A 25433-nucleotide genomic window follows, 5' to 3' on the forward strand; every position below is an offset into this window, starting at 1 on the left:
TTATAGTTTTTATCCCGCATTAACGGGCAGTAATACTCCCACTTCAAGGCTTGGCCAAAGCAACAAAGCATAAGTGGGAGACAACTGCCCGTAAACGCCCAAATGGTTCAACTAACAATCAGTGGGGGATGAAGAAAACCCCCACTGATTGAAGTTTCACTTTATAAGAAAGGCAGGGACATGAATGTTTACATATTGGAAATCACAACCTGCTGTTTTTATTACGTTTACCCAAAGATACATACGTATTTTAGTTGGTGGGAGGAAGAATGAATATATTAAGTTTATACAACAAGTTATTGAAGAGGGGACTTTTCAGTCAGGTCAGATAGTACATGAAGAACGACTTATTCAGCAATTGACGTCTATTATCAAAAAGCATAAACTTCAAGGTTTACCTACTTTTTTCTCTTTTTCTCAACATGATTTGCTTTTGCGTTCCACTACAATTCCCCAATCCGTTCCTCCAAGTGAATGGAAAGGTCATTTATATTTGGAACTAGGAGAATCTTTTCATCTACCTTTTTCCGATCCTATTATAGAAATTGTAGGCGATAATCGAGCAATGGGGAAAGATGAAGTGATTGCCCTTGCTGTTCCTGAAAAAGATGTCAATATGATTGAGAGGATTTTAACAAAAGCAAAGCTAAGACCGGTTATTATTGATGTTCCTTTTTTAAGTTTATATCGTTTATTTGCAGAAATGAACAAGATAGAAGAATCCGCCCATGTTCTACTAATTCACTTAGAATTAGATGTTATGCAGTTAAGTATGTTTAATGATCATAAACCAGTTTATGTGCGAACAATGGGTATTCGACCATTTGAGTCCTTTTCAGGATACGAGACACGCACTGGATTTCAATATATTCAAGTAGATGGAAATGAAATGGTGCTAGAGGGTCATCTTGCTATCATAGAGAAAGAAGTAGCTCGACTGCAATCATTTTATTTATATAATTTACGAAATGGGAAACACGCTATTGATACGATTTGTATTACAGGCGATCATCCACTGCTCCCTAAAATTGCTTCTAATCTACAGACGAATGAACTATTAGCTGTGTATCAAATGACGGGCGACAAATGGGCGACAAAAGATGGTGTCCATATTCCTGCTTCTTTTGCAGAGCTTGTTGGACTTTCTTGGAAATAGGTGATTAGATAATGTATATAGATATTAACTTACTTCAAAAGAAAACGAGAAAAATAGAGTGGTTTGTTGTTGCAATTATACTAACTGTAGTTGTTTTGTTCGTGGTCTTTTTTCTGTATTCCTTACATAATCAAGAGAAGTCTGTCGAACAACAATTAGAATCCAATTTAGAGAATGAGTTATTGTTGCAGCAAACAGAGCAACAAAATATAGCGAGTAGTATATCTGATAAAGAGCAGTTAAAAAGTCTTGTAGAGTGGGCAGAGACTAGACCAGTTCCTACTGTATTTTTGTTAATGCATTTATCACAAAGTTTCCCGGAACGTGGTTTTATCAAATTATTTACTTATACTATTAATAATTCTTCTGTATCACTTACAGGACAGTTTGAATCTAATGCTGAAGCAGCGCATTATTTAACAACGCTGAAAGCTTCGCCCTATGTGCTGGATGCAACCATAATATCTCTAGCTACTAATACAGAGCTTGAAAATACTGCTGTTAGTGATACGCAACAGTTTCAGCTCCGAGTAGAAGCAATCTATGAAATTATAATAGACATAGAAAGTTTAAAACAAGCAGCAGATGAGGAGGTGCCTTCCTCATGATTCATTTCCAGAAGCGACATTGGTTAACGATTATGATAGGAATACTACTTATACTTATTTTTGGTGGGCTATATTATTTCACTTCATTTTCTACTATGAAAGAACATAATGTTACTTTAGAAAAGCAACTGACAAATGTAAAATCTGAACAAACGACGGAAATCGATACGGAAGAATTACAACAAGATTTAGCAGAACTTGTTGTAAAGGTTCCTGTTGAACAGTTGGTAGATTCCATCGTGCTAGATTTGGAAGGTGCAGCAGTTGGCTCGGATAGTATTATATTGAATGCAGCTTTTTCTGACTTGCAGAAAGAGAAGCAACCAGTTTCACTAGAAGAAGATACTTCACTTGCTGAGCAATTAACAGAGGAAGCACCGTCTAGTTTAGATAACATAAATGGAGAGTTAATCACTGCAGAGGAAGTAGTTATACCGCCTGAAGGATTAGAAGCAATTTCTATATCCTTAACGGTATTATCAAAAGACTTCGAGGCTTTGACAAAGTTTTTAGAAAATATACGTAAAAACCCACGCATTTATGTGGTTGAATCTTTTTCATTTCAAGGGTATGAAGAAGGGGAAGTGTTACCAGGACCTCAGGAAGATCATCTTGAATACAGTGTAGTAATGTCTACATATTACGCACCATTAATCACAGAAGTAGCCAATAAGTTTGGATTAGTTATACCACCTGTCTCTAATAAAGACAATCCAATATATGATGTTATAGAGGAACAACAAGCTCCATCAATCCAAGAAAATACATTGGTTGAGACTGAGACTGAAATTGAAGTTGAAGAATCTACTAGGGAGGATTCAGTAGCTCCAGAACCTGAAAATCCTTCCGACAAAACATATAAAGTGCAACCAGGAGATACACTCTATTCCATTTCTATGAAATTTTACAACTCACGCACGGGAGAATCCATTATCAAAAATGCTAATAAGCTAAACTCTGATATGGTGATTATTGGTGAAAAGTTATTAATACCATAATATGAAGGTAAAGAGGTAGATATGGAAATTATATTCATGTTTTTATTTTTCTTATACGGTCTAGTTTTCGGTTCTTTCTTTAATGTAGTTGGTTTGCGTATTCCGAAAGGGGAGTCGATTGTTCGTCCACCTTCGCATTGCACGGGTTGCGATCGTCAATTAACGATTAAAGATTTAATACCTGTCTTTTCCTATGTATTTTTAAAAGGGAAATGTCGTGGGTGTGGCACGAAGATTCATTGGGTGTATCCGGTGATGGAGCTAGTGACTGGCCTTCTTTTTGCCTTTGCTTACTATCACTTAGGCTTCACGTTGGAGTTAGCGGTTGCGCTATTGTTTGTTTCACTTTTAGTCATTATTACGGTGTCGGATATTGCATATATGCTTATTCCTGATAAAATTCTGTTATTCTTTTTGATCCCTTTAATAGTGTTAAGAGTATTTGAACCACTTAACCCATGGTGGGATAGTATTATCGGTGCTGCTGTTGGGTTTGGTGTGTTATTCCTCATTGCAGTTGTGTCCAAAGGCGGCATGGGCGGGGGGGATATTAAATTATTCTTCGTAATAGGTTTAGTTTTAGGTTGGGTTCCGACTCTATTAACTCTATTTTTAGCCTCTATTATTGGTACAGTTATTGGTATTATATCTTTAAGAAGATCTAAACAAGGTAGAAAAACGCCTATACCATTTGGTCCGTCCATCGCAATAGCGGCAATTATCGCTTATTTTTATGGTGAGTTGCTTGTCGATTGGTATATGAATTTGTTTTTTTAACTCGATAACTTTTTTGGACGAGCCGACATAGGTCTCGTCTTTTTTTATAATCTTCGTGATAAGGTTATGAAAAAGAGGTGATTTTATGCCAATTGGAAGACGCAATAATACGAGAAAAAAAGTAATATTAGCTGGCATACAAGGATTGATCATTGGTGTTGTTGGGGTTCTATTGTTTGGATTAATATTAAATTTAGCGAATGATAAGAAAGCTGAAAGCGAAGAGGCCGAAATTACTACTCCTAAAGATGAAAGCGAAAAAGTTGAGGTTACAGGAGAAGTTGAAGAGAAACCCCTTCCTTTTCAAGCAAAACAATACGGCATGTTCACTTCTAAAGAAAGTGCGATGGCTTTTATAGGATCACAGCCGTCCCTTGCAAAATCAAGTATTTTCCAAGTGGACAACCAGTTTTTTGTTTGGAGTGATTTATACGTTACAACTATTCCTACACAAGAAGCAGAAGTACTACCTACCTTTATAAAAAGCTTATACGTTTCTACTAAAGGTTGTGAAGATCCTAAAGTTATTAAAGTAATGGAATTAATACAACAAGAGAACTTAACTAAAAATTTTTTCGATTCTCTTGATAAAAAAGAAGAGTATCCAGATGATTTAATGCAAATAGTTCAAGCTATATCAGCGTTTTCAGACGTTCCTTCTGTCATGAGATCACATATTTTTTCTCATTATGTTGCGACGAATAATTGTCTAAAATTGAGTTTTTGACGTTCATTTCGCAAGGGAAATTCAATTGTTGTTTTTTATACACAATTTCCATTTTTTCAATAGTTTTGTATGCTATTGAAAAGGAGGAATTAAAATTGAAACTAACAACTAACAATCGATTTATTTTAGCTAGTGAGTCACCTAGAAGAAAGGAACTCTTTAGTAAACTCGGTATTCCATTTGAGGTGATAGCTTCAGGAGCTGCAGAAGTAGTGGAAGGAAATCTTTCTGTAGAAGAAGTGGCAGTGAACATCGCTATTGGCAAAACAACAGCTATCTTACATGAGAACCCTACCGCAATTGTTATAGCGGCGGATACAATTGTAAGCTATGGGGATGAATTATTGATGAAACCGAAAGATAAAGCTGAAGCAAAAACCTTTCTACAAAAACTTTCTGGAGATACACACCAAGTGACTACGGGTGTTGCTATCTATGGTGAGGGCTGTTCGATTAGTTTTGCAGAAACTACCTTGGTGAAGTTTTTTGATCTGACTGAAGAACAAATAGATGCTTATGTGGCAACGGGAGATTCCTTAGACAAAGCTGGTGCTTATGGAATTCAAACAATGGGTGGGTTATTCGTTGAAAGTATTCAGGGAGATTATAATAATGTGATGGGACTTCCAATCAGTCGTTTGTTTAAAGCATTATTATCACTACGTTTGTTAGAAATTGAGCGAGTGGTGAACTCATGAATACTAAGTTACCGACTTCCCTTATGATTCGTGATGTACATGTGTCTGATCGTCCAAGGGAACGATTAGTTAGACAAGGTGCCTCAAGCTTATCTAACCAAGAATTGATCGCAATCCTGCTTCGTACCGGTACGAAGCAGGAATCTGTTCTTCACCTCGCAAACCGCGTCCTCAATTATTTTGAACAAATTCAGGAACTAAAAAATGCTTCCATCGAAGAAATAACTGCCGTTAAAGGTATTGGACAAGCAAAAGCCGTCCAGCTACTAGCGGCAGTTGAACTGGGGAAAAGACTATCCCGACAAAAGACAGATGACAAATTTACGATTCGTTCTCCGAAAGATGCCGCTACTTACCTAATGCAAGATATGACCTCATTGAACCAAGAGCATTTCGTCACTCTTTTTTTGAATGTCAAAAATCAAATCCTTCATAAACAAACAATTTTTATTGGCTCTCTGAATGCCTCGATAGTTCACCCTAGGGAAATTTTCCGCGAAGCTGTAAAACGTTCAGCTGCCTCGATAATTTGCGCTCATAATCATCCTTCAGGAAATCCGGCACCTTCAAAAGAAGATATAGATGTGACGAAAAGACTATATGAAGCAGGCTTACTAATGGGCATAGAACTTATTGATCACGTGATTATCGGCGATCACCAGTTTATAAGCCTAAAAGAAAAAGGGTATATGTGACACTGTGCATTTTCCGTTCTATCAGTTATAATGAGAGTTATGACTTTATGACAACGAAGTGAAACTTGTTTGAGATAGAAAGGGAGTAAATAATTGTGTTTGGATTTGGATCAAGAGATTTAGGTATAGATTTAGGAACAGCGAATACGCTAGTTTTCATTAAAGGAAAAGGGATTGTACTTAGAGAGCCATCAGTTGTAGCGAAAAACGTACAAAACGGTGCTATTGTAGCGGTAGGGAACGATGCGAAAAATATGATCGGTCGTACGCCAGGCTCAATAGTTGCGATTCGTCCTATGAAGGATGGAGTTATCGCAGATTTTGATACAACTTCTGCAATGATTGAATATTATTTAAAAAATGCAATGAAAGCATCTGGAATGTCATGGAGCAAACCAAATGTCATGATTTGTGTGCCTTTTGGTATTACGTCTGTGGAGCAACGTGCGGTAATTGATGCTGCTAAGCAAGCAGGTGCACGTGATGCCCTAACGATAGAGGAGCCTTTTGCAGCTGCAATTGGTGCAAACTTACCTGTGTGGGAACCTACTGGTAGTATGGTCGTTGATATAGGTGGAGGAACTACTGAAGTTGCGGTTATATCATTAGGAGGCATCGTTACAAGTGAATCAGTCCGGGTTGCTGGGGATTCGATGGACCATGCTATTACTGCATATATCCGGAAAACATATAATTTAACGATTGGTGAACGTACAGCAGAAGCGATTAAAATTGAAATTGGCTCAGCGAGAGTGTCCGATCAAGTTGAAAAAATGGATATTCGTGGACGAGATCTAGTTACTGGATTGCCAAAAACAATTGAAATTACTTCAAAAGAAATTTCCAATGCGTTGCGTGAGTCAATTTCCTCCATTATTGATGGAGTGAAAAAGACATTAGAACAAACTCCACCTGAATTATCAGCGGACGTAATGGAGCGAGGCATCATGTTAACCGGCGGTGGTGCATTACTGAAAAACCTAGACAAAGTTATCAGTGATCAAACGAATATGCCTGTATTTATTGCAGAAGATCCTCTAGATTGTGTTGCAATTGGTACTGGGAAAGCGTTAGATCATATGAATCTATTGAAGCGTCAACAAACAAAACACTAAGGAGAAGTGTGATATGCCACAATTTTTTTCGAATAAGCGATTAATATTGCTGCTTGTAGGGATGATTTTTCTTGTGGCGCTCATCAGCTTTTCTTTGCGAGATCGAAATCATGCATCCCTGCCTGAACAGCTGATCAAAGATGTGGTCGGTTTTGGACAATCTATGTTTTCCAAACCGACCCAGTATATAACGGGTGTTTTTGATAATGTAGAATCTTTACTTAATACATATGATGAAAATAAACGATTAAAAGAAAGATTAGAAGATTATGTAACACTTCAAGCTTCAGTAAATGATTTACGTCTTGAAAATGATGAGCTGCGCAAAATTGTCGATAAGGAAGAGGATCTTCGTGCGTATAATCCTATCCAATCGACTGTAATAGCTAGAAACCCCGACCAATGGGAAGAAAAAATTATTATTGATAAGGGTGAGATCCACGGAGTAGAGGTAAATATGGCAGTGATGACTTCTCAGGGATTAATTGGGAAAGTAATATTAACCACACCTTATACGTCTACTGTGGAACTTTTATCTACACAAAATCCAAACTATCGAGTTTCAGCTGTAATTGCTGAAGGACAAGAAGTTTTTGGGCTTGTTGAAGGATATGACGAAAAGCGCAAAGAATTAATACTAAAAAGAATCGATTCGGAGTATGAAGTGAAAGTAGGTCAAAAAGTAACAACTTCTGGGCTAGGTGGAATTTTCCCGAAAGGTATTCTAATCGGAGAGGTAACAGAAGTTACAACCGATGACTATGGGTTAACTAAATTAGCTTATGTTAAACCTGCGGCTAGTTTCTCCATTTTAGATCATGTAATTATTTCTAAACGTACGATTACTTCAGTGGATGGTACTGATGGAGGAAATACTGAGGCTGATTTAACAGAAGGTGCAGGGGACGGCTCATGATTCGTTTTCTAGTTATTGCGATCTCGGTTCTATTATTCTACTTAGAACCGATTTTTGGTCTTTTTTCGCCAATTGAATTGAAGAGTGATTTTTATGTATTAGTACCACGTTTTCTTATCATTTACCTGATTTTTGTAGCAATCTATTATGACCGAAAACGTGCAATGCTTTATGGTTTGTTTTTTGGGCTCTTGTATGATGTCTTTTTCATTGATATTATTGGATTATATTCTTTTATTTATCCTCTAATGTGTTTGGTTGCTAGTTATACCGTTAAATACATTCACCAACATCTTTTGGTTTCTACTATTCTCACCTTGCTTCTCGTAGCTGGGGTAGAGTTATTATTATTCTGGTTTTATACTTTCATCGGGATTAAAACGATGACTTTTACTTATTTTTATCAACATAATCTCATTCCTACAATGATTGCAAATGCTGTATTTTTATTAATGTTCGGATGGGCTTTTAAATATATTCTTCTAAATCGGTTTAATCAAAAAGCCTTATTGCTTCAAAAATAGCTTGTTGATTTAACAGTAAATCTGAGGTGACTTGATTGACAAAAAAGCAGTTAATATTTATTAAAGGAACGAAAGAGGGCCTTGTATTACGCCTAGACGATCAGTGTTCATATGCAGAGCTTTTAGATGAATTAACAAAAAAGGTTTCTGATGAAGGGTTTGAAGGTCAAGCAGAAGTACTTTTACATCTAGGTTATCGTTATTGCAACGATGAACAGACAAAAGAGATTATATCTTGCGTTCAACAAACAGAACATCTACGCGTGACCAAAATTCAAAGTGAAGTTATGACAGTGGAAGATTGTAATAGAAGATTACTAGAAAACCAGTCAGAGACTTATGTAGGAATTGTTCGTTCAGGACAAATCATTACTGCTTTGGGGGATCTGGTAGTTGTAGGTGATGTGAATCCAAACGGAAGAGTCGTTGCTGGAGGGAACATTTTTGTCCTCGGTCGACTTAAAGGAATTGCTCATGCGGGGTCATCTGGAAACAAAGAAGCAGTTATAGCTGCTTCTTGGCTAGAGGCAACGCATTTGATCATCGATAATGTGGTAGAAACGATGACCGATGAGCTGACTGTTCTATCTGAGCATCCCGAAATGGAATGTGCTTATTTACATACAAATGGTTCAATAGCAATTGATCGATTACAGGATCTTCGTCTGTTAAGACCTAATTTATCAACATTTAAAGGAGGAAGCTAATGTGGGAGAAGCAATCGTTATAACTTCAGGTAAAGGTGGGGTCGGTAAAACGACAACAACAGCTAACCTTGGAACTGCATTGGCCCTGCAAGGGAAAAAAGTTTGTTTAATGGATACGGATATTGGATTACGTAATTTGGATGTAGTTCTTGGTCTTGAGAACAGAATTATCTATGATTTAGTAGACGTTATAGAAGGTAGATGTAAAATTCATCAAGCGCTTGTGAAAGATAAACGCTTTGAGGATAGACTTTACCTACTCCCAGCGGCTCAAACTGTAGACAAAAATGCCGTAAATCCTGAACAAATGAAAGAACTTGTTTTAGAGTTAAAACGTGAATATGACTATGTCTTAATTGATTGCCCAGCTGGAATTGAGCAAGGCTATAAAAATGCGATTGCTGGTGCGGATAAAGCAATCGTAGTTACTACACCTGAAATTTCGGCTGTGCGTGATGCAGATCGTATTATTGGGTTACTGGAGCAAGAAGAAACAATTGATCCACCTAAGCTAATCATTAATCGAATTCGTCAGCATTTGATGAATAGCGGTGATGCACTGGATATAAATGAAATTACTACTCACTTATCCATTGATTTGTTAGGAATTATTGCGGATGATGAAAATGTTATTACTTCTTCTAATAAAGGTGAACCTATCGTTATGAATCCTGCTAACAGAGCTGCACTTGGATACCGTAACATCGCTCGCCGCATTTTAGGAGAATCAGTACCATTAATGTCCATGGACAATCCTAAAACAGGTGTTTTTTCTAAAATCAAATCTATTTTTTCTAAATAATATACAGAACCGACTGCCGAAATTTGATGCAGTCGGTTTATTTTTTTGCTCGGACTTAACAAGTGGAAAAGTGGGAAATCGATTGATGACAGTGAATAATTGATCAATGACTGCATAGAATCGATCAACACCTATAAAAAGTTGCTCAATAAGTACTGACACATCAAGCAGTTTACTCAGAATCTCTTTAAAAAAGGATATATTCATTAAACAACTCCGACCTTCATATATTCTTTTTAGGGGGAATGTTATGCTTTCGAAAAGAAAATGGGTACTTTCATTTATATTTGTATTATCATTTGTTTTATTAGCAAAGTTAGAAGGGAATAGTACTTTATCGACCAATTATGCCAGCCTATTATTAGAACCTCAAAAACCAACAGAAATATATAAACAAGTAGTTGCTTGGGTTACTCGTTCAGATGAATTAATCAGTGTTAGTGCACCTGTATCTAATCCTCCATTAATCGAATATAAATCGATTCAGCCTTTAGAAGACGGTGCTGTCCTATCAGTTGATAAATCCCAAGAACTGTATGCTTCTGATGATGGACTAATTATTTATACTGGGTATAGGAAGAAGACTGGTAAAACATTGTCTATTTTATATGATACGGGAGAAACGGCTACTTATGGTTTTGTAGATGAGTTTCGTCAATTGCCATATACGACTGTAAACGCGGGAGACATATTTGGCACTATTGAAAATGAAATTCTGTACGTTCAGGTGGAAAAAGAAGGAGAGATGTTGGAAACGGATGAGCTTATTGAGTGGCTTGCCGTAACCTATGAATAAGTCACTATTTCGTGTACACCCTATAATGATTCCTTTTTTTCTTTTCTTTTATTTATCTGGTGAAATAGCTATGTATGCACTCGTGTTTGGCTCGTTGTTGGCTCATGAGCTTGGCCATTTAATCGTTGCAGTATGCATGGGTGCAAAAATTCAATCTTGCACTATTTTACCCTATGGCGGCGAAATTAAGGTGGAGCAATTTTCTAAGCACTCGAAAATGATGCAGGTGTGCGTAATTTTAGGAGGGCCAACTAGCACGCTTCTGTTGCTCTTATTTGGTATGCTCGTAGATTTTCCTCAAGCTAATATATTTATCATGATTCAATATCTTATTTTAGGTTTAAATCTATTGCCGATCTTTCCTTTAGACGGAGGACGAATCATACATTCTATTTTTCCAGAGAGATATGAGGAGCTAATCGGTTTTTCGGTATTTATTTGTGTTATCGTTTTTACGATAAGTTGTTTTTATTTTCCGCAAGGCTTGGCTTTTACGCTTATATTTTTGTTTCTCGGTTTTCAAAACTTATCCTATTGGAGATTTCGTAAGTACAAGCTTGCATTTGATTGGATAACAAAAAGCGCTTGACTATGAATATTATGTGTGATAATATTTTAATGTTATTGTTTGTAGCAGCACCCGTTGCTACAACCGCTCTGAAAAGGTTCAAGTATTCGAGTTTCGAATCACCTTTTGGAAGGCGAGTCTTAGTCTAAGAGGAGGTGCAAGTATGTACGCAATTATTGAAACTGGTGGTAAACAAATCAAAGTTGAACAAGGGCAAGAAATCTACATTGAAAAATTAGATGCTAATGCTGATGAAGTTGTAACTTTTGAAAAAGTTTTATTCGTAGGTGGAGAAGATGTTAAAGTTGGCGCTCCATTCGTGGAAGGTGCTACAGTTACAGCGAAAGTTGTAAAAAATGGCAAAGCTAAAAAAATTACAGTCTTCAAATACAAAGCGAAAAAGAACTATCACAAAAAACAAGGTCACAGACAGCCATACACTAAATTAGTAGTAGAATCTATTAGTTTATAAGATGATTAAAGTGACTATAACAAAAGATCAATCGGGTCATATACATTCTTTCGAGATGAAAGGCCATGCTGATTTTGCGGAACATGGAAAAGATTTAGTATGTGCAGGAGCTTCAGCTGTATCCTTTGGTGCAGTTAATGCTGTGATCGCACTTACAGAAATCACACCCATAATTACGCAAAAAGGGGACGGAGGCTATTTATATGTCGAGGTTCCAAGCATATCAAATCTGGAAAAGGCTGCTCAAATACAGCTGATTTTAGAAGCGATGGTTGTTTCTTTACAAACGATTGAGCAAGATTATGCCAAGTATATAAAAATAACCTTCAAAAAGTAGGAGGTGGAACATATGTTAAAATTAAATCTTCAGTTTTTCGCATCCAAAAAGGGAGTAGGTTCGACTCGTAACGGTCGTGACTCTCAATCGAAACGTCTAGGCGCTAAACGTGCTGACGGACAATTCGTATCAGGTGGATCAATTTTATACCGTCAACGCGGGACTAAAATTCATCCAGGTGAAAACGTTGGACGTGGTGGAGATGACACACTTTTTGCGAAAGTTGACGGTGTAGTACGCTTTGAGCGTTACGGCCGCGACAAGAAAAAAGTAAGTGTATATCCTGTAGCTCAAGAAGCTTAATGAATAATAAAAGGACTGCATTTATGCAGTCCTTTTTTATTTCAAAAATTTCATGAAAGTAAGCTATACTCCGGGAGCATAAAAGAACTATTCCTGTTATACTAGAAAAGAAAGTAAATGTTGGGATGTGTAACTTATATGGATCGTAACGAGATTACTTTAAATGAAGTGCTTCGCCATACAATGCATGATTATTTAAATAATATGCATCTATTACAAATGAATTTAGATATGGGCAAGCCTGAAGAAGCTAAGGCTTTAATACAAAAATATTCCCAAAAATGCACTCAATTTTTTGATATAAATAATATTGGCTTATATAAAACAAATGAATGGCTACAAACATTTAGTATGAAATATAATCAATTAACTTTAGATGTTCAAACATCTCTTCTAAATAGAAAAGCAGGTAAGTACGATGATGCTTTAAGAGATTATCTAAATAGATTTATACAAGCTATTTACCCGCATTTTAGAGGATATCAAGAGCAGTTACTGAAACTTCATATCATTTCAGATGAATTTTTGGAAATACTAATAGATATTCGGGGAGATTGGTCTAATAATAAATGGCAGGATGAACAAGCAGAAGAGCTATTTCAGCTGGAAATATTAGAAGCAACCAACAATTCGATAAAAGTAAAACTAATTGCAAGTGGAAGATTGGAGTGAAGTAAATGTTTGTTGATCACGTGAAAGTATATGTCAAGGGTGGCGACGGCGGAGATGGTATGGTTGGATTCCGTCGTGAGAAGTATGTTCCTCTAGGAGGTCCTGCAGGTGGGGACGGAGGAAATGGTGGCGACGTTATCTTCGAGGTAGAAGAAGGTCTTCGTACATTAATGGATTTCCGCTATAAGCGTATATTTAAAGCAGATAGAGGAGTTCATGGTGGTAGTAAGAATATGCATGGTGCCAATGCTGATGATTTATTCATTAAAGTTCCGCCTGGTACAGTAGTAAAAAATGCAGAAACCGGGGAAGTAATTGCTGACTTAGTTGAGCATGGTCAAAAGGCTGTAATTGCAAGAGGTGGTCGTGGTGGTAGAGGGAACTCTCGTTTCGCAACGCCTGCAAATCCGGCTCCAGAGCTTTCTGAAAAAGGAGAGCCAGGTTTCGAGTTAAATGTTGAGTTAGAGTTAAAAGTATTAGCTGACGTCGGTTTAGTTGGATTCCCAAGTGTCGGAAAATCCACTCTACTCTCAGTTGTATCGGCAGCTAAACCTAAAATTGCTCCATACCATTTTACTACAATTGTACCAAACTTAGGAATGGTGGAAACAGAGGATCATCGTAGCTTTGCGATGGCGGATCTACCAGGACTAATCGAAGGTGCACATGAAGGAGTAGGGCTTGGTCACCAATTTTTACGTCATATTGAACGTACGCGTGTAATCGTGCATGTAATCGATATGTCTGGTATGGAAGGTCGCGATCCTTACGAGGATTATTTAACCATTAATGAAGAACTAAAACAATATAATCTTCGTTTAACGGAAAGACCACAAATTATTGTAGCCAATAAAATGGATATGCCAGATTCCGAAGAAAATTTAAAAGCATTTAAAGAAAAAGTAGGATCAGATATAAAAGTGTTCCCAATTTCAGCAATTTCTCGTCAGGGCTTACAAGAGTTATTATTTGCTGTAGCAGACATGTTAGAAGTTGCACCAGAATTCCCATTAGAGGAATTAGTAGAAGAAGAAACAGAAACTTCTGTTATGTACAAGTATCAAGCTAAACAAGACGACTTCACTATTTCAAGAGATGATGATGGGGCCTTCGTACTTTCTGGTGGATCAGTAGAAAGATTATTTAAAATGACTGACTTCAGTAGAGAAGATTCTATCCGTAGATTCTCAAGACAGCTACGTGGAATGGGAATCGACGAAGCTCTTCGTCAGCGTGGAGCTAAAGATGGGGATACTGTACGATTATTGAAATTTGAATTTGAGTTTATCGAATAGAGGAAAGTAGGGAACCGCATGAAAGATGTGACAAGCCAGAGATTTTTTTTAGTACGGGAGGATGTGCTGACAGAGGCAATGCAAAAAACCTTGGAAGCAAAACACCTCCTTCAATCTGGGAAGGTATCTTCGATATGGGATGCAGTAAAAGAGGTAGATTTATCTCGAAGTGCTTTTTATAAATATCGTGATGCGGTTTTTCCATTCCATTCGATCGTTCAAGAACGAATTTTAACTGTCTTTCTACAATTAGAAGATAGAGAAGGAACACTCGCTAGGCTATTGCAATTGGTGGCTGACTCTACATGTAATGTGTTGACAATCCATCAAACGATACCTATTCAAGGAAGAGCAAGTGTAACATTATCACTAGATGTAACAGCGATGAACAAGGAATTAGAAGAATTTGTAAATGAAATGAAGCGACTGGACTTTGTGGAATCAGCAGAAGTAATTAGCTCTGGCGCTTTATAAGAAAAGCGCAAGTGTCTATAGCCTACCTCGAGGCGATGGCGCTGGAGCTAATCAGGAAGGAGTCTTTTTATGACAACCAAACAAGTTGCTTTTCTAGGGCCAGAAGCTTCTTTTACACATTTAGCAACGAAGTCATTATTTCAACAAGAGTTGTTAGTGCCAATTCGTACTATACCTGAATGTATTGAAGCTGTTGCAACGGGAGAAGTAGATGTAGCGGTAGTCCCTTTGGAAAATGCTTTAGAGGGCACAGTTCCGTTAACGATAGATTATTTATTCCATGAGGCAGAGCTTTACGTTATTGCAGAGCTATTATCTCCAATCGAGCAGCATTTAATGGTCCATCCAAGTAATGCGGAGCGATGGGAAGAAATGATAACTGTATACTCCCATCCACATGCTTTGGCGCAATGCCACAAATATTTGTATTACCGATTTGGAAAAGTACCATTAGAACAATCATCTTCAACCGCAGCAGCAGCGAAATACGTTTCTGAAAACGAAGATTTATGTATCGCCGCGATTGGAAATACTTCAGCCGCATCGGAATATGGTTTGAAAATTGTTGAACAAAATATACATGATTTTCATTTTAATCATACGCGCTTTTTTGTGATTTCTAAAAAGAATCATTGTATCGAACGAGATGGTCATACAGATCAAGTGAAAACAACGGTCATGATCACCTTACCTAAAGACGATCGTTCTGGTGCCTTACATCAGGTGCTTTCTGTATTTGCATGGAGACAGCTCAATTTAAGTAAAATTGAGTCACGACCATTAAAAACAGGTTTAGGGCAATATTTCTTTATCATGGATGTTCTAGAAGATGAAGAAAAGCCAATGATGATCGGTGCAATGGAAGAGTTAAAAGCTCTTGGCTGTGGCGTAAAATCATTAGGCTCGTATTATACATACGAAACAAAAAACGAAGCAATCCGATCTTAAATGGATTCGCTTCGTTTTTTTGTTAGAGGCAATAAAGTGCCTAAATTTTCAAGAGAGATAAGAATGTAAATGCTTCTTACGACTACCAAACCAGTGTTCCAGGTACTTGGAACGATAACCTCTAGAAATAGTAAATATAAGTGGGTTTGGTAAAGCAAAAATGGAGGATCACTCGAATGTAGAGGGAAATCACTCGAATGAAGAAGAGTATCACCCGAATGTATAAAAGAATCACTCGAATGTAGAAGAAAATCACTTGAATGTAGAAGAAAAACACCAGAATAAACTCAAGAATCACCGGAAAGTGCTGGCAGGCTATTTATGAAAGGAAAGAATATTAATTAGCGAATTTTTCAATTGTCTATTTGTAGTTAACAATTATTTCACATTTTCCGAAAAGCTTTTCAAGCCACTTCCAAGAAGTTGTAGAAGATTGACAGAAAGATGCAGACTGATAAAAGAGAGCAGGTTATGATGTCAGTCACAATCTGCTCTTTTAATGAAAATAGGTTCTGATAATGCTTATCCTTCCATCAAATAACCTTTTTCTCTAATTGCACTAATACCTCTATTTAAAATTTCTTCGGTTGGCGCGGACAATAAATGCAAATGAATTCCAGCAGTAAGCTCCAATAAAAATGGAGCATCCGTATCTCGTACCTTCTTTAAAAACATTTCTACGTCATGTCGATTAGAAACCATGATAGAGGAAGTGATTTCTCCGTATACAGGGTGTTCAACGGTAACGTTTTCTACAGTTACCCCAGCATCAACTAAAGTAAAAAGCTCATCCTCTGAATGAATGGATTGGTGATTGCATGCTACCCGTCGTTGAACATATGGGGTGCTTTCTTTATCAGGCAATACAATATAGCCTTGACTAGTAGACATAATAGGCGCATTCGTTGCTTTTAATAATGTTATATCATTCACAATCACCTGTCTGCTGACATTGGTGAGCTTTGCTAACTCCGTGCCAGTCACAGGAGTATGCTCTTCCTTTAAATAGGAAAAAATCCAATTCCTACGGTCCTCACCTTTTAACTTTTTCACGATTAACCCCTCCGAACTTGCATAATGACTTGGTTCCTATTCATAAGTTTATCATGAAGGGATGGTTGTTTGTTTAAAATCTGTGACCAATTTAAGGTGTTACACATAATTTAAAGGAGAAGGAAGGAGGAAGGCAGTGCAAACTCATATTGTTGTAAAAGGGGACACTCTGTGGAAAATTTCCAGAAATTATGGTGTTTCTTTTGAGGAATTAAAGAAAGTTAATGCGCATCTCGCTAATCCGGAATATATTGTGCCTGGTATGAAAATTTTTATTCCAAATTCTAAGAAAATGGAATCGACGACACATCCATACAGCGATAATCGACCAGTAAAGAAAGAAATGGTCAAAAAAGAAATGATAAAAAAGGAGGAAGTGAAAATCCCGCAACCTAATAAATCAAAGATGCATCCAGCACCACCAGTAGTGCCAGTAGTACCGTTGCCCAAACCGATGCAACCCGTAGCTCCTACGTATCAACAGCCACAGCCGCCAAAGCAACAACAAAAGCCACAACCACCGCCGCAACAACCGCAACCCCAGCCATCCTATACATTCCCAATTCATACGATGCCTGTACCTGACATTGATATGACCCCATCTCCCCAAGGTTGGAGATTGATGGAGTCTACGTCTATTCACATTCATAACCATATTGAGAATTATGATATAGATGTTGATAAAACGCCAGTATCGCAACCAACACCGCAGCCTGTCCAACCAACGCCAATACAACCAACACCGCAGCTAACAAGTCCGATAATGGAAGAAGCTTCACCTACTTTCCCGACAATGTATCCGTGCCCGCCATTTCAACCATTTCCATACATGCAGCCAGAAGTAAATTACGGAGGATTCCCATGTATACAAGTTTGTTATGTACCTGTATATCCATGTCCTCCCTATCCTTATCCCCATTATTAAAACGTGAGTACGTATATACGGCAGATTAAGAAAAATGTATGGAAATGGAAAAATGAAAACGGCATATTCTCTGTAAAAAAATATCCAACCGTTGAACAGGCAGAAAAAATTCGCCTAATTCATAAAGAGCTAGAATCCATCGATAAACCTTTTATACTTCCAATTATTGAATCGACACAAGAGGATTTTATTATTCAACCATGGTATAAAGGGACACATACAGTTTCCTATCGTTTTAAAGAAGACAGAAAAGAAGTCTATTCTCTCCTAAATCAAATTCATGAGACCAATCGTATAGTTGACTGGGAAGATAGCAATTTATTTTATTCTTTTAATCTTATTTCTAAATGGCAGAATCGGAAATGGAAGATGAATGAAATCTCCTTTTTCATCGAGTCACATATAGGATGTAATCAGACAAAACTACTATTGCTTTGTGGTGATGTTGCATTACGAAATATGAAACCATTTAATATGGAAAAACGAACCTTACTACACGGGGATGTTGTTCATCATAATTTTTTATCGGATAGCTCTGATTATAAAATAATTGATTTTGATCTGGCTGTGATAGGTCCAAGAGAAATGGAAAATATATTATGGATGCATCGGGTACTTCCGGAAATAGACTATGATATTTTGTTGCTTATCCAAGAATTTCCACATCTTGAAAAAGTAGTTCGACAGTATAAGGAAGCAATGATGTATCCTAATGAGCTATATCGAGAATGGTTGTACGCTTACTCATTGCCCAAAGAGCGTAAACAGAAATTTATCGAACAGTTAATACCATATACTAATAAAGCACTAACAGAATGGCCCAATTTATGCTATACTTTAAGTAAACTATAATCGTTCTATTTAGGAGTTGGTCGCTCGGGCTTTGAGCGGCCTTCTTTGTTTGTTATGCTATAATAACAGTATGAATTGTGAGGGATTTAGAGGATGTATGATTACATAAAAGGACAAGTAACTCGGGTCACACCAGAATACGTGGTAGTGGAGCAGCAGGGAATAGGTTATCAACTCTTTACGCCGAATCCATTTGCCTTCAGAAAAAGTGAGGAAATGGTCCAAGTATATACGCACTTTCATGTCCGTGAGGATGCGCAGCAGCTTATGGGATTTCCAAGCCTTGCGCAGAGGGAATTATTTCGTAAGCTCATTTTAGTTTCCGGGATTGGTCCGAAGGGCGCTTTGGCAATTTTAGCTAGTGGGGAGCCAACCCACGTCATTCAAGCGATCGAAAGAGAAGATGAAACATTCTTAGTGAAATTTCCTGGGGTAGGAAAGAAAACTGCTCGCCAAATGATATTAGATTTAAAAGGAAAACTAAATGATTTAATAGATTTTGAACTGCTAGAATACGAAGATGATGAACCTAACTTATTTGATAATGGGGAAGCTGATCATGAACTTGAAGAAGCAATGCTAGCACTAACAGCATTAGGATATTCGGAGAGAGAATTAGCTAAAATTCGACCACTGCTTAAAGCGGAGGCTGGACTTCAAACAACCGACCAATTTATGAAAAAAGCTTTACAATTATTATTTGGAGGCAAATAAACAAAAGAAAGGAGGTTCTAGGTATGGATGAACGTGTCATTTCAAGCGAAATTTCCAATTTTGACGAACCTTTCGAGCAATCACTTCGTCCTCAGTTTCTAAAGCAATATATTGGGCAAGATAAAATCAAACATAATTTACAAATTTTTATCGAAGCAGCTAAAATGAGAAGTGAGAGTTTAGATCACTGTCTTTTATACGGGCCTCCTGGACTTGGTAAAACAACACTTGCTGCTGTAATTGCAAATGAAATGGACGTACAAATTAGAATGACAAGTGGTCCAGCTATCGAGCGTCCTGGCGACTTAGCCGCAATTGTAAGTTCACTGGAACCTGGAGATGTATTATTCATAGACGAAATTCATCGGTTGAATCGATCCATCGAAGAAGTTCTTTATCCAGCAATGGAAGACTTTTGCCTGGATATCGTAGTAGGGAAAGGACCTGCCGCTAGAAGTGTGCGTCTTGACTTACCGCCATTTACCTTAATAGGTGCCACTACAAGAGCTGGTGCGTTATCTGCACCTTTACGTGATCGCTTTGGAGTCTTGCTGCGGCTGGATTACTATGATGAAGATGCATTGACTTCTATTGTGGCACGTAGTTCAGAGTTGTTTAATGCATCCATTGATCATGAATCTGCCGGGGAAATCGCTAGAAGGTCTAGAGGTACTCCTCGTATCGCTAACCGTTTGTTAAAAAGAGTACGAGACTATGCACAGGTTCGTGGAAATGGGCATATCTCGATAGATATGGCTAAAGAGGCGTTAGAGCTACTTCAAGTAGATCCTCGTGGATTGGATCATATTGATCATAAACTAATTTTGGCTATGATTGAACGATTCAGAGGTGGCCCTGTTGGCTTAGATACTATTGCAGCAAGTATTGGAGAAGAGTCTGCTACGATTGAAGATGTATATGAACCATATCTTCTTCAAATTGGCTTTATCCAACGTTCGCCTAGAGGAAGAATTGTTACACCACTTGCTTATGAACATTTAGGAATTGCATTGCCAATGGAAAGAAAAGAATTATAAAGGATGTCCTATATATGAGAGTAGAAGATTTTGATTTTGAATTACCAGAAGAACTAATTGCCCAAATACCACTTTTGGATAGAACGAGTAGTAAGCTATTAATAGCAGATTTTGAAAAACAGTCGTATATACATACTCATTTTAAGGGAATACTAGATGAATTAAATGAGGGAGATTGCCTTGTGTTGAACGATACGAAGGTGATGCCTGCTCGTTTGATGGGTATGAAAGAAGAAACTGGAGCGAATGTAGAAGTACTTTTATTGACACAAATAGAAGGGGATCATTGGGAGACACTTGTGAAACCTGCAAAACGGGTCAAAATAGGCACAGAAATTACATTTGGTGAAGGTTTGTTGAAGGCAGTCTGTACAGATATAAAAGACCATGGTGGGCGAATTTTCCGATTTGAATATTCGGGTGTATTTTTTGAAGTATTAGACCAATTAGGAGAAATGCCACTTCCTCCATATATTCATGAAAAGTTGGAAAATAAAGATCGATATCAAACAGTCTATGCAAAAGAGCAAGGTTCAGCAGCAGCTCCAACAGCCGGCCTACATTTCACAGATGCATTATTAGAAGATATTCGACTAAAAGGTGTAAAAATAGCGTTTGTGACATTACATGTGGGGCTTGGAACTTTCCGTCCCGTTAGTGTAGATTCTATTGATGACCATGAAATGCATTCTGAATTTTATCGGATTACTGAGGAAACAGCAGATGTTATTAACCAGGTGAAAGCAACAGGTGGAAAAGTTGTTGCAGTTGGGACTACCTCTACGAGAACACTAGAAACCGTGGCAACAAAATTTAATGGAAAACTTCAAGCAGACAGTGGTTGGACTTCGATATTTATATATCCAGGTTATGAATTTAAGTGTATAGATGGGATGATTACAAATTTCCATTTACCTAAATCTACCTTAGTTATGCTTGTTAGTGCACTTACTTCTAGAGAGTTTATACTCTCTGCATATAAAGAAGCAGTGGACTTAAAGTATCGCTTTTTTAGTTTTGGAGATGCAATGTTTATAAAAGGAAGGAATTATTAAATGACAGCAGTTACGTATGAACTTATCAAAAAAGACAAACAAACAGGTGCCAGATTAGGTGTAGTACATACGCCTCATGGATCATTTGAAACACCTGCATTTATGCCAGTAGGTACACAAGCAACAGTAAAAACAATGGCTCCAGAAGAGATCAAAGAGATGAATGCTGGTATTATTCTTAGCAATACTTATCATCTATGGCTACGTCCAGGAAACGACATTATTCGTGAAGCAGGCGGGCTTCATAAATTTATGAATTGGGATCGAGCAATTCTTACAGATTCTGGAGGATTCCAAGTATTTAGTTTAAGTGATATGCGTAAAATTGAAGAGGAAGGCGTTCATTTTCGAAATCACCTTAACGGGGATAAATTATTTTTAAGTCCTGAAAAATCAATGCAAATTCAAAATGATTTAGGCTCTGATATTATGATGGCATTTGATGAATGCCCACCTTATCCAGCATCTTTTGAATATATGAAAGCGTCTGTAGAACGTACTTCACGTTGGGCAGAGCGGTGTTTAACTGCGCATACGAATACAGATAAGCAAGGACTATTTGGAATCATCCAAGGTGGAGAATATGAGGAATTACGCCGTCAATCTGCACAGGATTTAGTTTCTCTTGATTTCCCTGGGTATGCAATTGGAGGATTATCTGTTGGTGAACCAAAAGATGTGATGAATCGTGTGCTTGAATTTACTACGCCGATGATGCCTGAAAATAAACCTCGTTATTTGATGGGGGTTGGTTCACCTGACTCATTAATCGATGGTTCTATTCATGGTGTGGATATGTTTGACTGTGTATTACCAACACGTATTGCACGCAATGGTACATTTTTTACCCATCAAGGTCGTCTAGTTATTAAAGGTGCGAAGTTTGCACGTGATTTTGGACCTATCGATGAAAAATGCGATTGTTATACATGTAAAAATTATTCACGTGCTTATATTCGCCATTTATTCAAAGCGGACGAAACGTTTGGTTTACGTCTAGCGTCCTATCATAACCTACATTTCCTAATGAAATTAATGGAAAATGTGAGACAAGCAATACGTGAAGATCGTCTACTTGATTTTAGAGAAGAATTTTTTGAAGAATATGGGTATAACAAACCAAATGCAAAAAACTTCTGATTCTTGTATACTAGGTAAAGAGATAAAGGAGGGGAAATAAATACATGGATACATTAGTAGGATTGTTGCCAATTATTGCTATGTTCGCGGTAATGTGGTTCTTCATCATTAGACCAGCACAGAAGCGTCAAAAAAACACAGCACAAATGCAAAATAATATTAAACGTGGAGACGATATCATTACTGTTGGCGGGTTACACGCTAAGGTAGATGCAGTAGATGATCAAACGATCTTCGTTACTGTTGCAGACGGAACTCGTTTACAATTCGAGCGCGTAGCAGTAGGACGAGTAGTAACAGAAACTAAGTAATAATGAAATGTGCAAGCGCCTAAGAAAGCCCCGACAGGCACTGGAAGGGTTTCGCATAAAGGCGTTCCTTGCCTTTATCGAAAACCTGAAGTGACCCGAGGGGCTGGGCGCTGGAACTAGACAGGTAGAAAAGCGGAATGCGCCGATTAGTTGCGACTAGCGCTGGAAGGCTTGTGAGAAAGGCGCCTTTTGCCTTACTCACAAGCCTGAAGCGACTCGAGCGACTGGCGCATGAAGACTAGACAGTAGGAAATGTGCAAGCGCCTAAGAAAGCCCCGACAGGCACTGGAAGGGTTTCGCATAAAGGCGTTCCTTGCCTTTATCGAAAATCTGAAGTGACCCGAGGGGCTGGGCGCTGGAACAAGACTGGGGATGTGATAGCGTCTATGAAATGTTTGCAGTCATGTGAGAATCTAATAGGCGCTATAACAAACTGCAAAAATTCGTAGTATGCTAGATAGCTACAAAATTAGTTGTCTTTATTAAAATACATAAGAAAAAGAACTTATTCATTTTATATGAGTAAGTTCTTTTTCTTTGGGCAAGGTAATTATGAGGTGATTATGTGCAGGACTTACTCATAATTATGATTCGAACATTTTTTTTATACTGGTTTATTTTGTTAATACTTCGCCTGATGGGAAAAAGAGAAGTTGGCGAGCTAAGTATTTTCGACTTAGTTGTCTTTCTATTAATAGCGGAGGTAGCAGCATTTTCATTGGACGATCCTCACAGTAATCTTTTTCATGCAATTGTTCCAATGATTATATTGTTTCTCATTCAGATTGGCGTATCCTACTTTTCTTTAAAAAGCAAAAAGTTTCGTGATGTAATGGAAGGCGAGCCTTCCATACTTATACGAGATGGAATTATCATTGAAAAAGAGATGAGAAAACAACGTTATAATTTAGATGACATGCTTCAACAACTACGAGAACAACAGATTGGTTCGATTCAGTCTGTCTCATATGCTTTTTTAGAGCCATCAGGGAACTTATCTGTCTTTAAAAAAGATGAAGAACAATACGTTTTTCCACTTATAATAGATGGTGATATACAACATAGACATTTAGAGCATATTGGTAAAAATGAAAAATGGTTGATGCAAGAACTAGAGCAAAAGCAAATCATGAACTATAAAAAAATATTTTACTGTAGTTATGAAAACAAAGTGCTATATATTCAGCTAAAGACTTCTTTTTAGTAGAAATTGCTTAAAATCTGTTTTTAGACGTTTTTGCAATCTTGAAAATGACGCTTATCTCTTTTCGTTTAATCTGTCTAAAAAGCACTAAAGCGACTGTTAAATAGGCCATAGTGAATAGACAATCGATTAGCAAAGAGTGACTTCCAATAGAAATGATCATTGGTCTTGAGATGATTGTCAACAAAAATACTGCGTAAGGTATTACAAAAAAAGAGAAGCCAATTTGTGCTTCTTTTTTTTCTTTCAAAGAAGCGATATGTAAAAAAGAAGTAATCAATACTCCAAATCCAATCGCAACGATCGCACCTTTTTCTTGAATAGTTACTTGAGAAGCAAGGAAAAATAGTAGCAATAGTTTTCCTACACCACCATATAGGGAATTGAGAAAGGCAGCTTTTGAATTATTTAAGGCCTGCAAAATAGAAAACAAAGGACTTTGAATATAGTAAAAGAAAAAAATAGGCGACAGAATTTTCATATAAACCGTTGCATTTTCTACATGAAATAGCGTCTCTACTAGATCACCACCATGTAGGTAAAACAGTGTGGCTGCATAACAACCCGTTAATGTAGAGAATTTTAGGGAAAGGTGAATTCTTTCTTTTAATAGCTTGAAATTTTTCCGTGCAAATGCATCACTAACTGCCGGTATTAGGACAATAGAAAGTGCGTATGGGATGAAAGAAGGAAACAATAACAAAGGAACTAAGACACCTGAAATAACTCCGTAAAGAGTAGTAGCTGCCACTGCGGTAATTCCTGTAATAGCTAGGGCTTTGATGAAAATAATCGGCTCCAAAAACCATGTGAAGGATCCGAATAGTCGACTTCCTGAAGACGGTAATGCAATTGCGAAAAGTGGAGATAGTGGATACGCTTTAGACGTTTTATTATACGTTTGTTTTGTCTTCCATCTGTCATACTTCCATTTTAAGTAGAGTAATGCGATAAGTTCAGCGATTAGAGCTAAGACCATCGCATATGCAGCAGCTTCTTGTGGAGATGCAGAAGTTAAAAAGAAAGGAAGTGCAAAACTGATTAATAGAATACGAACGATTTGCTCCATTAATTGGGCAACTGCTGTTTCTTCTAATCGTGCTATTCCTTGGAAAAATCCTTTCAATATTCCTCCAGCTGCAGCAATTGGAACGATTGCGATGGATACATATAATGTCATAGTGATTGCATCATTTTTTAATAGATTACCCGAAATATATGGGGTTATAAAGATAAATAGTGGCGTGAAAAGTAAGATGGAAACAACCGTAACGATAACAGAGGTTCGCATAACAGAAAAATAATCCGATGTCGCACTTCTTGCGCGTAGCTCCGCAATAATTTTAGCCATTGCAATTGGAATACCAAGTTGTACCAAAGAAAGGAAAAAAATAAAAGCTGGATAGGCAGTCATATAAATCCCAACTGTTTCTTCACCAGTTAAGCGAACAAACTGCATACGATAAATAAACCCTAAAAACTTAGATAAAAAAATGGAAATCATTAACAAAATAGACCCTTTTAAAAATGTAGACAACTAAACACTTCCTTCTC

At 37.4% G+C, this 25433-nt stretch carries 31 protein-coding genes and 1 other annotated feature; of the genes, 29 read left to right on the forward strand and 2 right to left on the reverse strand.

Features of this window, described 5'->3' with window-relative positions:
- Positions 1-184 precede the first annotated feature (184 nt).
- The 21 genes from pilM to pheA all read left to right on the forward strand — a co-directional run bounded on the left by pilM (position 185) and on the right by pheA (position 15588).
- Complete coding sequence (gene pilM / locus MKY37_RS18775) at positions 185-1156, forward strand: type IV pilus biogenesis protein PilM (protein ID WP_340779290.1); 972 nt, start codon at positions 185-187, stop codon at positions 1154-1156.
- A gap of 11 nt (positions 1157-1167) precedes the next feature.
- Positions 1168-1764, forward strand: a complete 597-nt coding sequence (locus MKY37_RS18780) for a PilN domain-containing protein (RefSeq protein ID WP_340779291.1) — start codon at positions 1168-1170, stop codon at positions 1762-1764.
- Entirely contained in the window at positions 1761-2762 is a 1002-nt protein-coding gene (locus tag MKY37_RS18785) for a LysM peptidoglycan-binding domain-containing protein (RefSeq protein WP_340779293.1), read from the forward strand. The genes MKY37_RS18780 and MKY37_RS18785 overlap by 4 nt, the downstream gene beginning before the upstream one ends.
- 21 nt (positions 2763-2783) lie before the next feature.
- Positions 2784-3539 carry a prepilin peptidase gene (locus MKY37_RS18790; RefSeq protein ID WP_340779294.1) on the forward strand — a complete coding sequence of 252 codons (756 nt, stop codon included), beginning with the start codon at positions 2784-2786 and terminating at the stop codon, positions 3537-3539.
- A gap of 85 nt (positions 3540-3624) precedes the next feature.
- Positions 3625-4266, forward strand: a complete 642-nt coding sequence (locus tag MKY37_RS18795; protein ID WP_340779296.1) for a hypothetical protein — start codon at positions 3625-3627, stop codon at positions 4264-4266.
- Positions 4267-4361: 95 nt separating this feature from the next.
- Positions 4362-4964, forward strand: a complete 603-nt coding sequence (locus MKY37_RS18800) for a Maf family protein (protein ID WP_340779297.1) — start codon at positions 4362-4364, stop codon at positions 4962-4964.
- Positions 4961-5659: a RadC family protein gene (gene radC / locus MKY37_RS18805; protein WP_340779298.1), complete on the forward strand. Its 699-nt coding sequence runs from the start codon at positions 4961-4963 to the stop codon at positions 5657-5659. Before MKY37_RS18800 ends, radC begins: the two co-directional genes overlap by 4 nt.
- 95 nt (positions 5660-5754) lie before the next feature.
- Positions 5755-6774 (forward strand): rod shape-determining protein, encoded by a 1020-nt coding sequence (locus MKY37_RS18810; protein ID WP_340779299.1) that lies wholly within the window; start codon positions 5755-5757, stop codon positions 6772-6774.
- Between the two features lie 13 nt (positions 6775-6787).
- Positions 6788-7690: a rod shape-determining protein MreC gene (mreC, locus tag MKY37_RS18815; RefSeq protein WP_340779300.1), complete on the forward strand. Its 903-nt coding sequence runs from the start codon at positions 6788-6790 to the stop codon at positions 7688-7690.
- Positions 7687-8214 (forward strand): rod shape-determining protein MreD, encoded by a 528-nt coding sequence (mreD, locus tag MKY37_RS18820; protein ID WP_340779301.1) that lies wholly within the window; start codon positions 7687-7689, stop codon positions 8212-8214. The genes mreC and mreD overlap by 4 nt, the downstream gene beginning before the upstream one ends.
- Before the next feature lie 35 nt (positions 8215-8249).
- Positions 8250-8921 carry a septum site-determining protein MinC gene (gene minC / locus MKY37_RS18825; protein ID WP_340779302.1) on the forward strand — a complete coding sequence of 224 codons (672 nt, stop codon included), beginning with the start codon at positions 8250-8252 and terminating at the stop codon, positions 8919-8921.
- A 1-nt stretch (position 8922) separates the two neighbouring features.
- Positions 8923-9723, forward strand: a complete 801-nt coding sequence (minD, locus tag MKY37_RS18830) for a septum site-determining protein MinD (RefSeq protein ID WP_340779303.1) — start codon at positions 8923-8925, stop codon at positions 9721-9723.
- 250 nt (positions 9724-9973) lie between these two features.
- Complete coding sequence (locus MKY37_RS18835; protein ID WP_340779304.1) at positions 9974-10519, forward strand: hypothetical protein; 546 nt, start codon at positions 9974-9976, stop codon at positions 10517-10519.
- Entirely contained in the window at positions 10512-11108 is a 597-nt protein-coding gene (locus tag MKY37_RS18840) for a metalloprotease (RefSeq protein WP_340779305.1), read from the forward strand. Before MKY37_RS18835 ends, MKY37_RS18840 begins: the two co-directional genes overlap by 8 nt.
- A 51-nt stretch (positions 11109-11159) precedes the next feature.
- Positions 11160-11238: a sequence feature (ribosomal protein L21 leader region), on the forward strand.
- Positions 11239-11250: 12 nt separating this feature from the next.
- The gene (gene rplU, locus MKY37_RS18845; RefSeq protein WP_093060533.1) at positions 11251-11559 is read left to right on the forward strand and encodes a 50S ribosomal protein L21; all 309 of its coding nucleotides are present in this window, start codon (positions 11251-11253) and stop codon (positions 11557-11559) included.
- A 1-nt stretch (position 11560) separates the two neighbouring features.
- Positions 11561-11896 carry a ribosomal-processing cysteine protease Prp gene (locus MKY37_RS18850; RefSeq protein WP_340779306.1) on the forward strand — a complete coding sequence of 112 codons (336 nt, stop codon included), beginning with the start codon at positions 11561-11563 and terminating at the stop codon, positions 11894-11896.
- Between the two features lie 12 nt (positions 11897-11908).
- Positions 11909-12199 (forward strand): 50S ribosomal protein L27, encoded by a 291-nt coding sequence (rpmA, locus tag MKY37_RS18855; protein WP_211894735.1) that lies wholly within the window; start codon positions 11909-11911, stop codon positions 12197-12199.
- A gap of 138 nt (positions 12200-12337) precedes the next feature.
- Complete coding sequence (locus MKY37_RS18860; protein WP_340779307.1) at positions 12338-12871, forward strand: Spo0B domain-containing protein; 534 nt, start codon at positions 12338-12340, stop codon at positions 12869-12871.
- Positions 12872-12876: 5 nt separating this feature from the next.
- Positions 12877-14166: a GTPase ObgE gene (gene obgE / locus MKY37_RS18865; RefSeq protein ID WP_340779308.1), complete on the forward strand. Its 1290-nt coding sequence runs from the start codon at positions 12877-12879 to the stop codon at positions 14164-14166.
- 18 nt (positions 14167-14184) lie between these two features.
- Positions 14185-14640 carry an ACT domain-containing protein gene (locus tag MKY37_RS18870; protein ID WP_340779309.1) on the forward strand — a complete coding sequence of 152 codons (456 nt, stop codon included), beginning with the start codon at positions 14185-14187 and terminating at the stop codon, positions 14638-14640.
- Positions 14641-14709: 69 nt separating this feature from the next.
- Positions 14710-15588 (forward strand): prephenate dehydratase, encoded by an 879-nt coding sequence (gene pheA, locus MKY37_RS18875; protein ID WP_340779310.1) that lies wholly within the window; start codon positions 14710-14712, stop codon positions 15586-15588.
- Positions 15589-16110: 522 nt separating this feature from the next.
- Here pheA and MKY37_RS18880 read toward each other — a convergent pair.
- A complete protein-coding gene (locus MKY37_RS18880; protein ID WP_340779311.1) occupies positions 16111-16641 on the reverse strand; it encodes a transcription repressor NadR in 531 nt (176 codons plus the stop codon).
- A 136-nt stretch (positions 16642-16777) separates the two neighbouring features.
- On the opposite strand from MKY37_RS18880, the gene safA reads away from it, so the two are divergent.
- From safA to MKY37_RS18920, 8 genes are all read left to right on the forward strand, one after another.
- A complete protein-coding gene (gene safA, locus MKY37_RS18885) occupies positions 16778-17566 on the forward strand; it encodes a SafA/ExsA family spore coat assembly protein (protein ID WP_340779312.1) in 789 nt (262 codons plus the stop codon).
- A gap of 3 nt (positions 17567-17569) precedes the next feature.
- On the forward strand, positions 17570-18418 hold the full coding sequence (locus tag MKY37_RS18890; protein ID WP_340779313.1) for a phosphotransferase: 849 nt from the start codon (positions 17570-17572) through the stop codon (positions 18416-18418).
- Between the two features lie 93 nt (positions 18419-18511).
- Entirely contained in the window at positions 18512-19132 is a 621-nt protein-coding gene (ruvA, locus tag MKY37_RS18895) for a Holliday junction branch migration protein RuvA (RefSeq protein WP_340779314.1), read from the forward strand.
- A 23-nt stretch (positions 19133-19155) separates the two neighbouring features.
- Positions 19156-20169 (forward strand): Holliday junction branch migration DNA helicase RuvB, encoded by a 1014-nt coding sequence (gene ruvB, locus MKY37_RS18900; RefSeq protein ID WP_340779315.1) that lies wholly within the window; start codon positions 19156-19158, stop codon positions 20167-20169.
- Between the two features lie 14 nt (positions 20170-20183).
- The gene (gene queA / locus MKY37_RS18905) at positions 20184-21224 is read left to right on the forward strand and encodes a tRNA preQ1(34) S-adenosylmethionine ribosyltransferase-isomerase QueA (protein WP_340779317.1); all 1041 of its coding nucleotides are present in this window, start codon (positions 20184-20186) and stop codon (positions 21222-21224) included.
- Positions 21225-22364 (forward strand): tRNA guanosine(34) transglycosylase Tgt, encoded by a 1140-nt coding sequence (gene tgt, locus MKY37_RS18910; RefSeq protein WP_340779318.1) that lies wholly within the window; start codon positions 21225-21227, stop codon positions 22362-22364.
- Positions 22365-22408: 44 nt separating this feature from the next.
- Complete coding sequence (gene yajC / locus MKY37_RS18915; protein ID WP_340779319.1) at positions 22409-22675, forward strand: preprotein translocase subunit YajC; 267 nt, start codon at positions 22409-22411, stop codon at positions 22673-22675.
- A 565-nt stretch (positions 22676-23240) separates the two neighbouring features.
- Positions 23241-23879, forward strand: a complete 639-nt coding sequence (locus tag MKY37_RS18920; protein ID WP_340779320.1) for a DUF421 domain-containing protein — start codon at positions 23241-23243, stop codon at positions 23877-23879.
- A gap of 10 nt (positions 23880-23889) precedes the next feature.
- Here the strand turns inward: MKY37_RS18920 and MKY37_RS18925 are convergent, their stop codons facing one another.
- Complete coding sequence (locus MKY37_RS18925; RefSeq protein ID WP_340779321.1) at positions 23890-25416, reverse strand: putative polysaccharide biosynthesis protein; 1527 nt, start codon at positions 25414-25416, stop codon at positions 23890-23892.
- Positions 25417-25433 lie beyond the last annotated feature (17 nt).

It is taken from the genome of Psychrobacillus sp. FSL K6-2836 (assembly GCF_038003085.1).
In the GTDB taxonomy this organism is placed as follows: domain Bacteria; phylum Bacillota; class Bacilli; order Bacillales_A; family Planococcaceae; genus Psychrobacillus.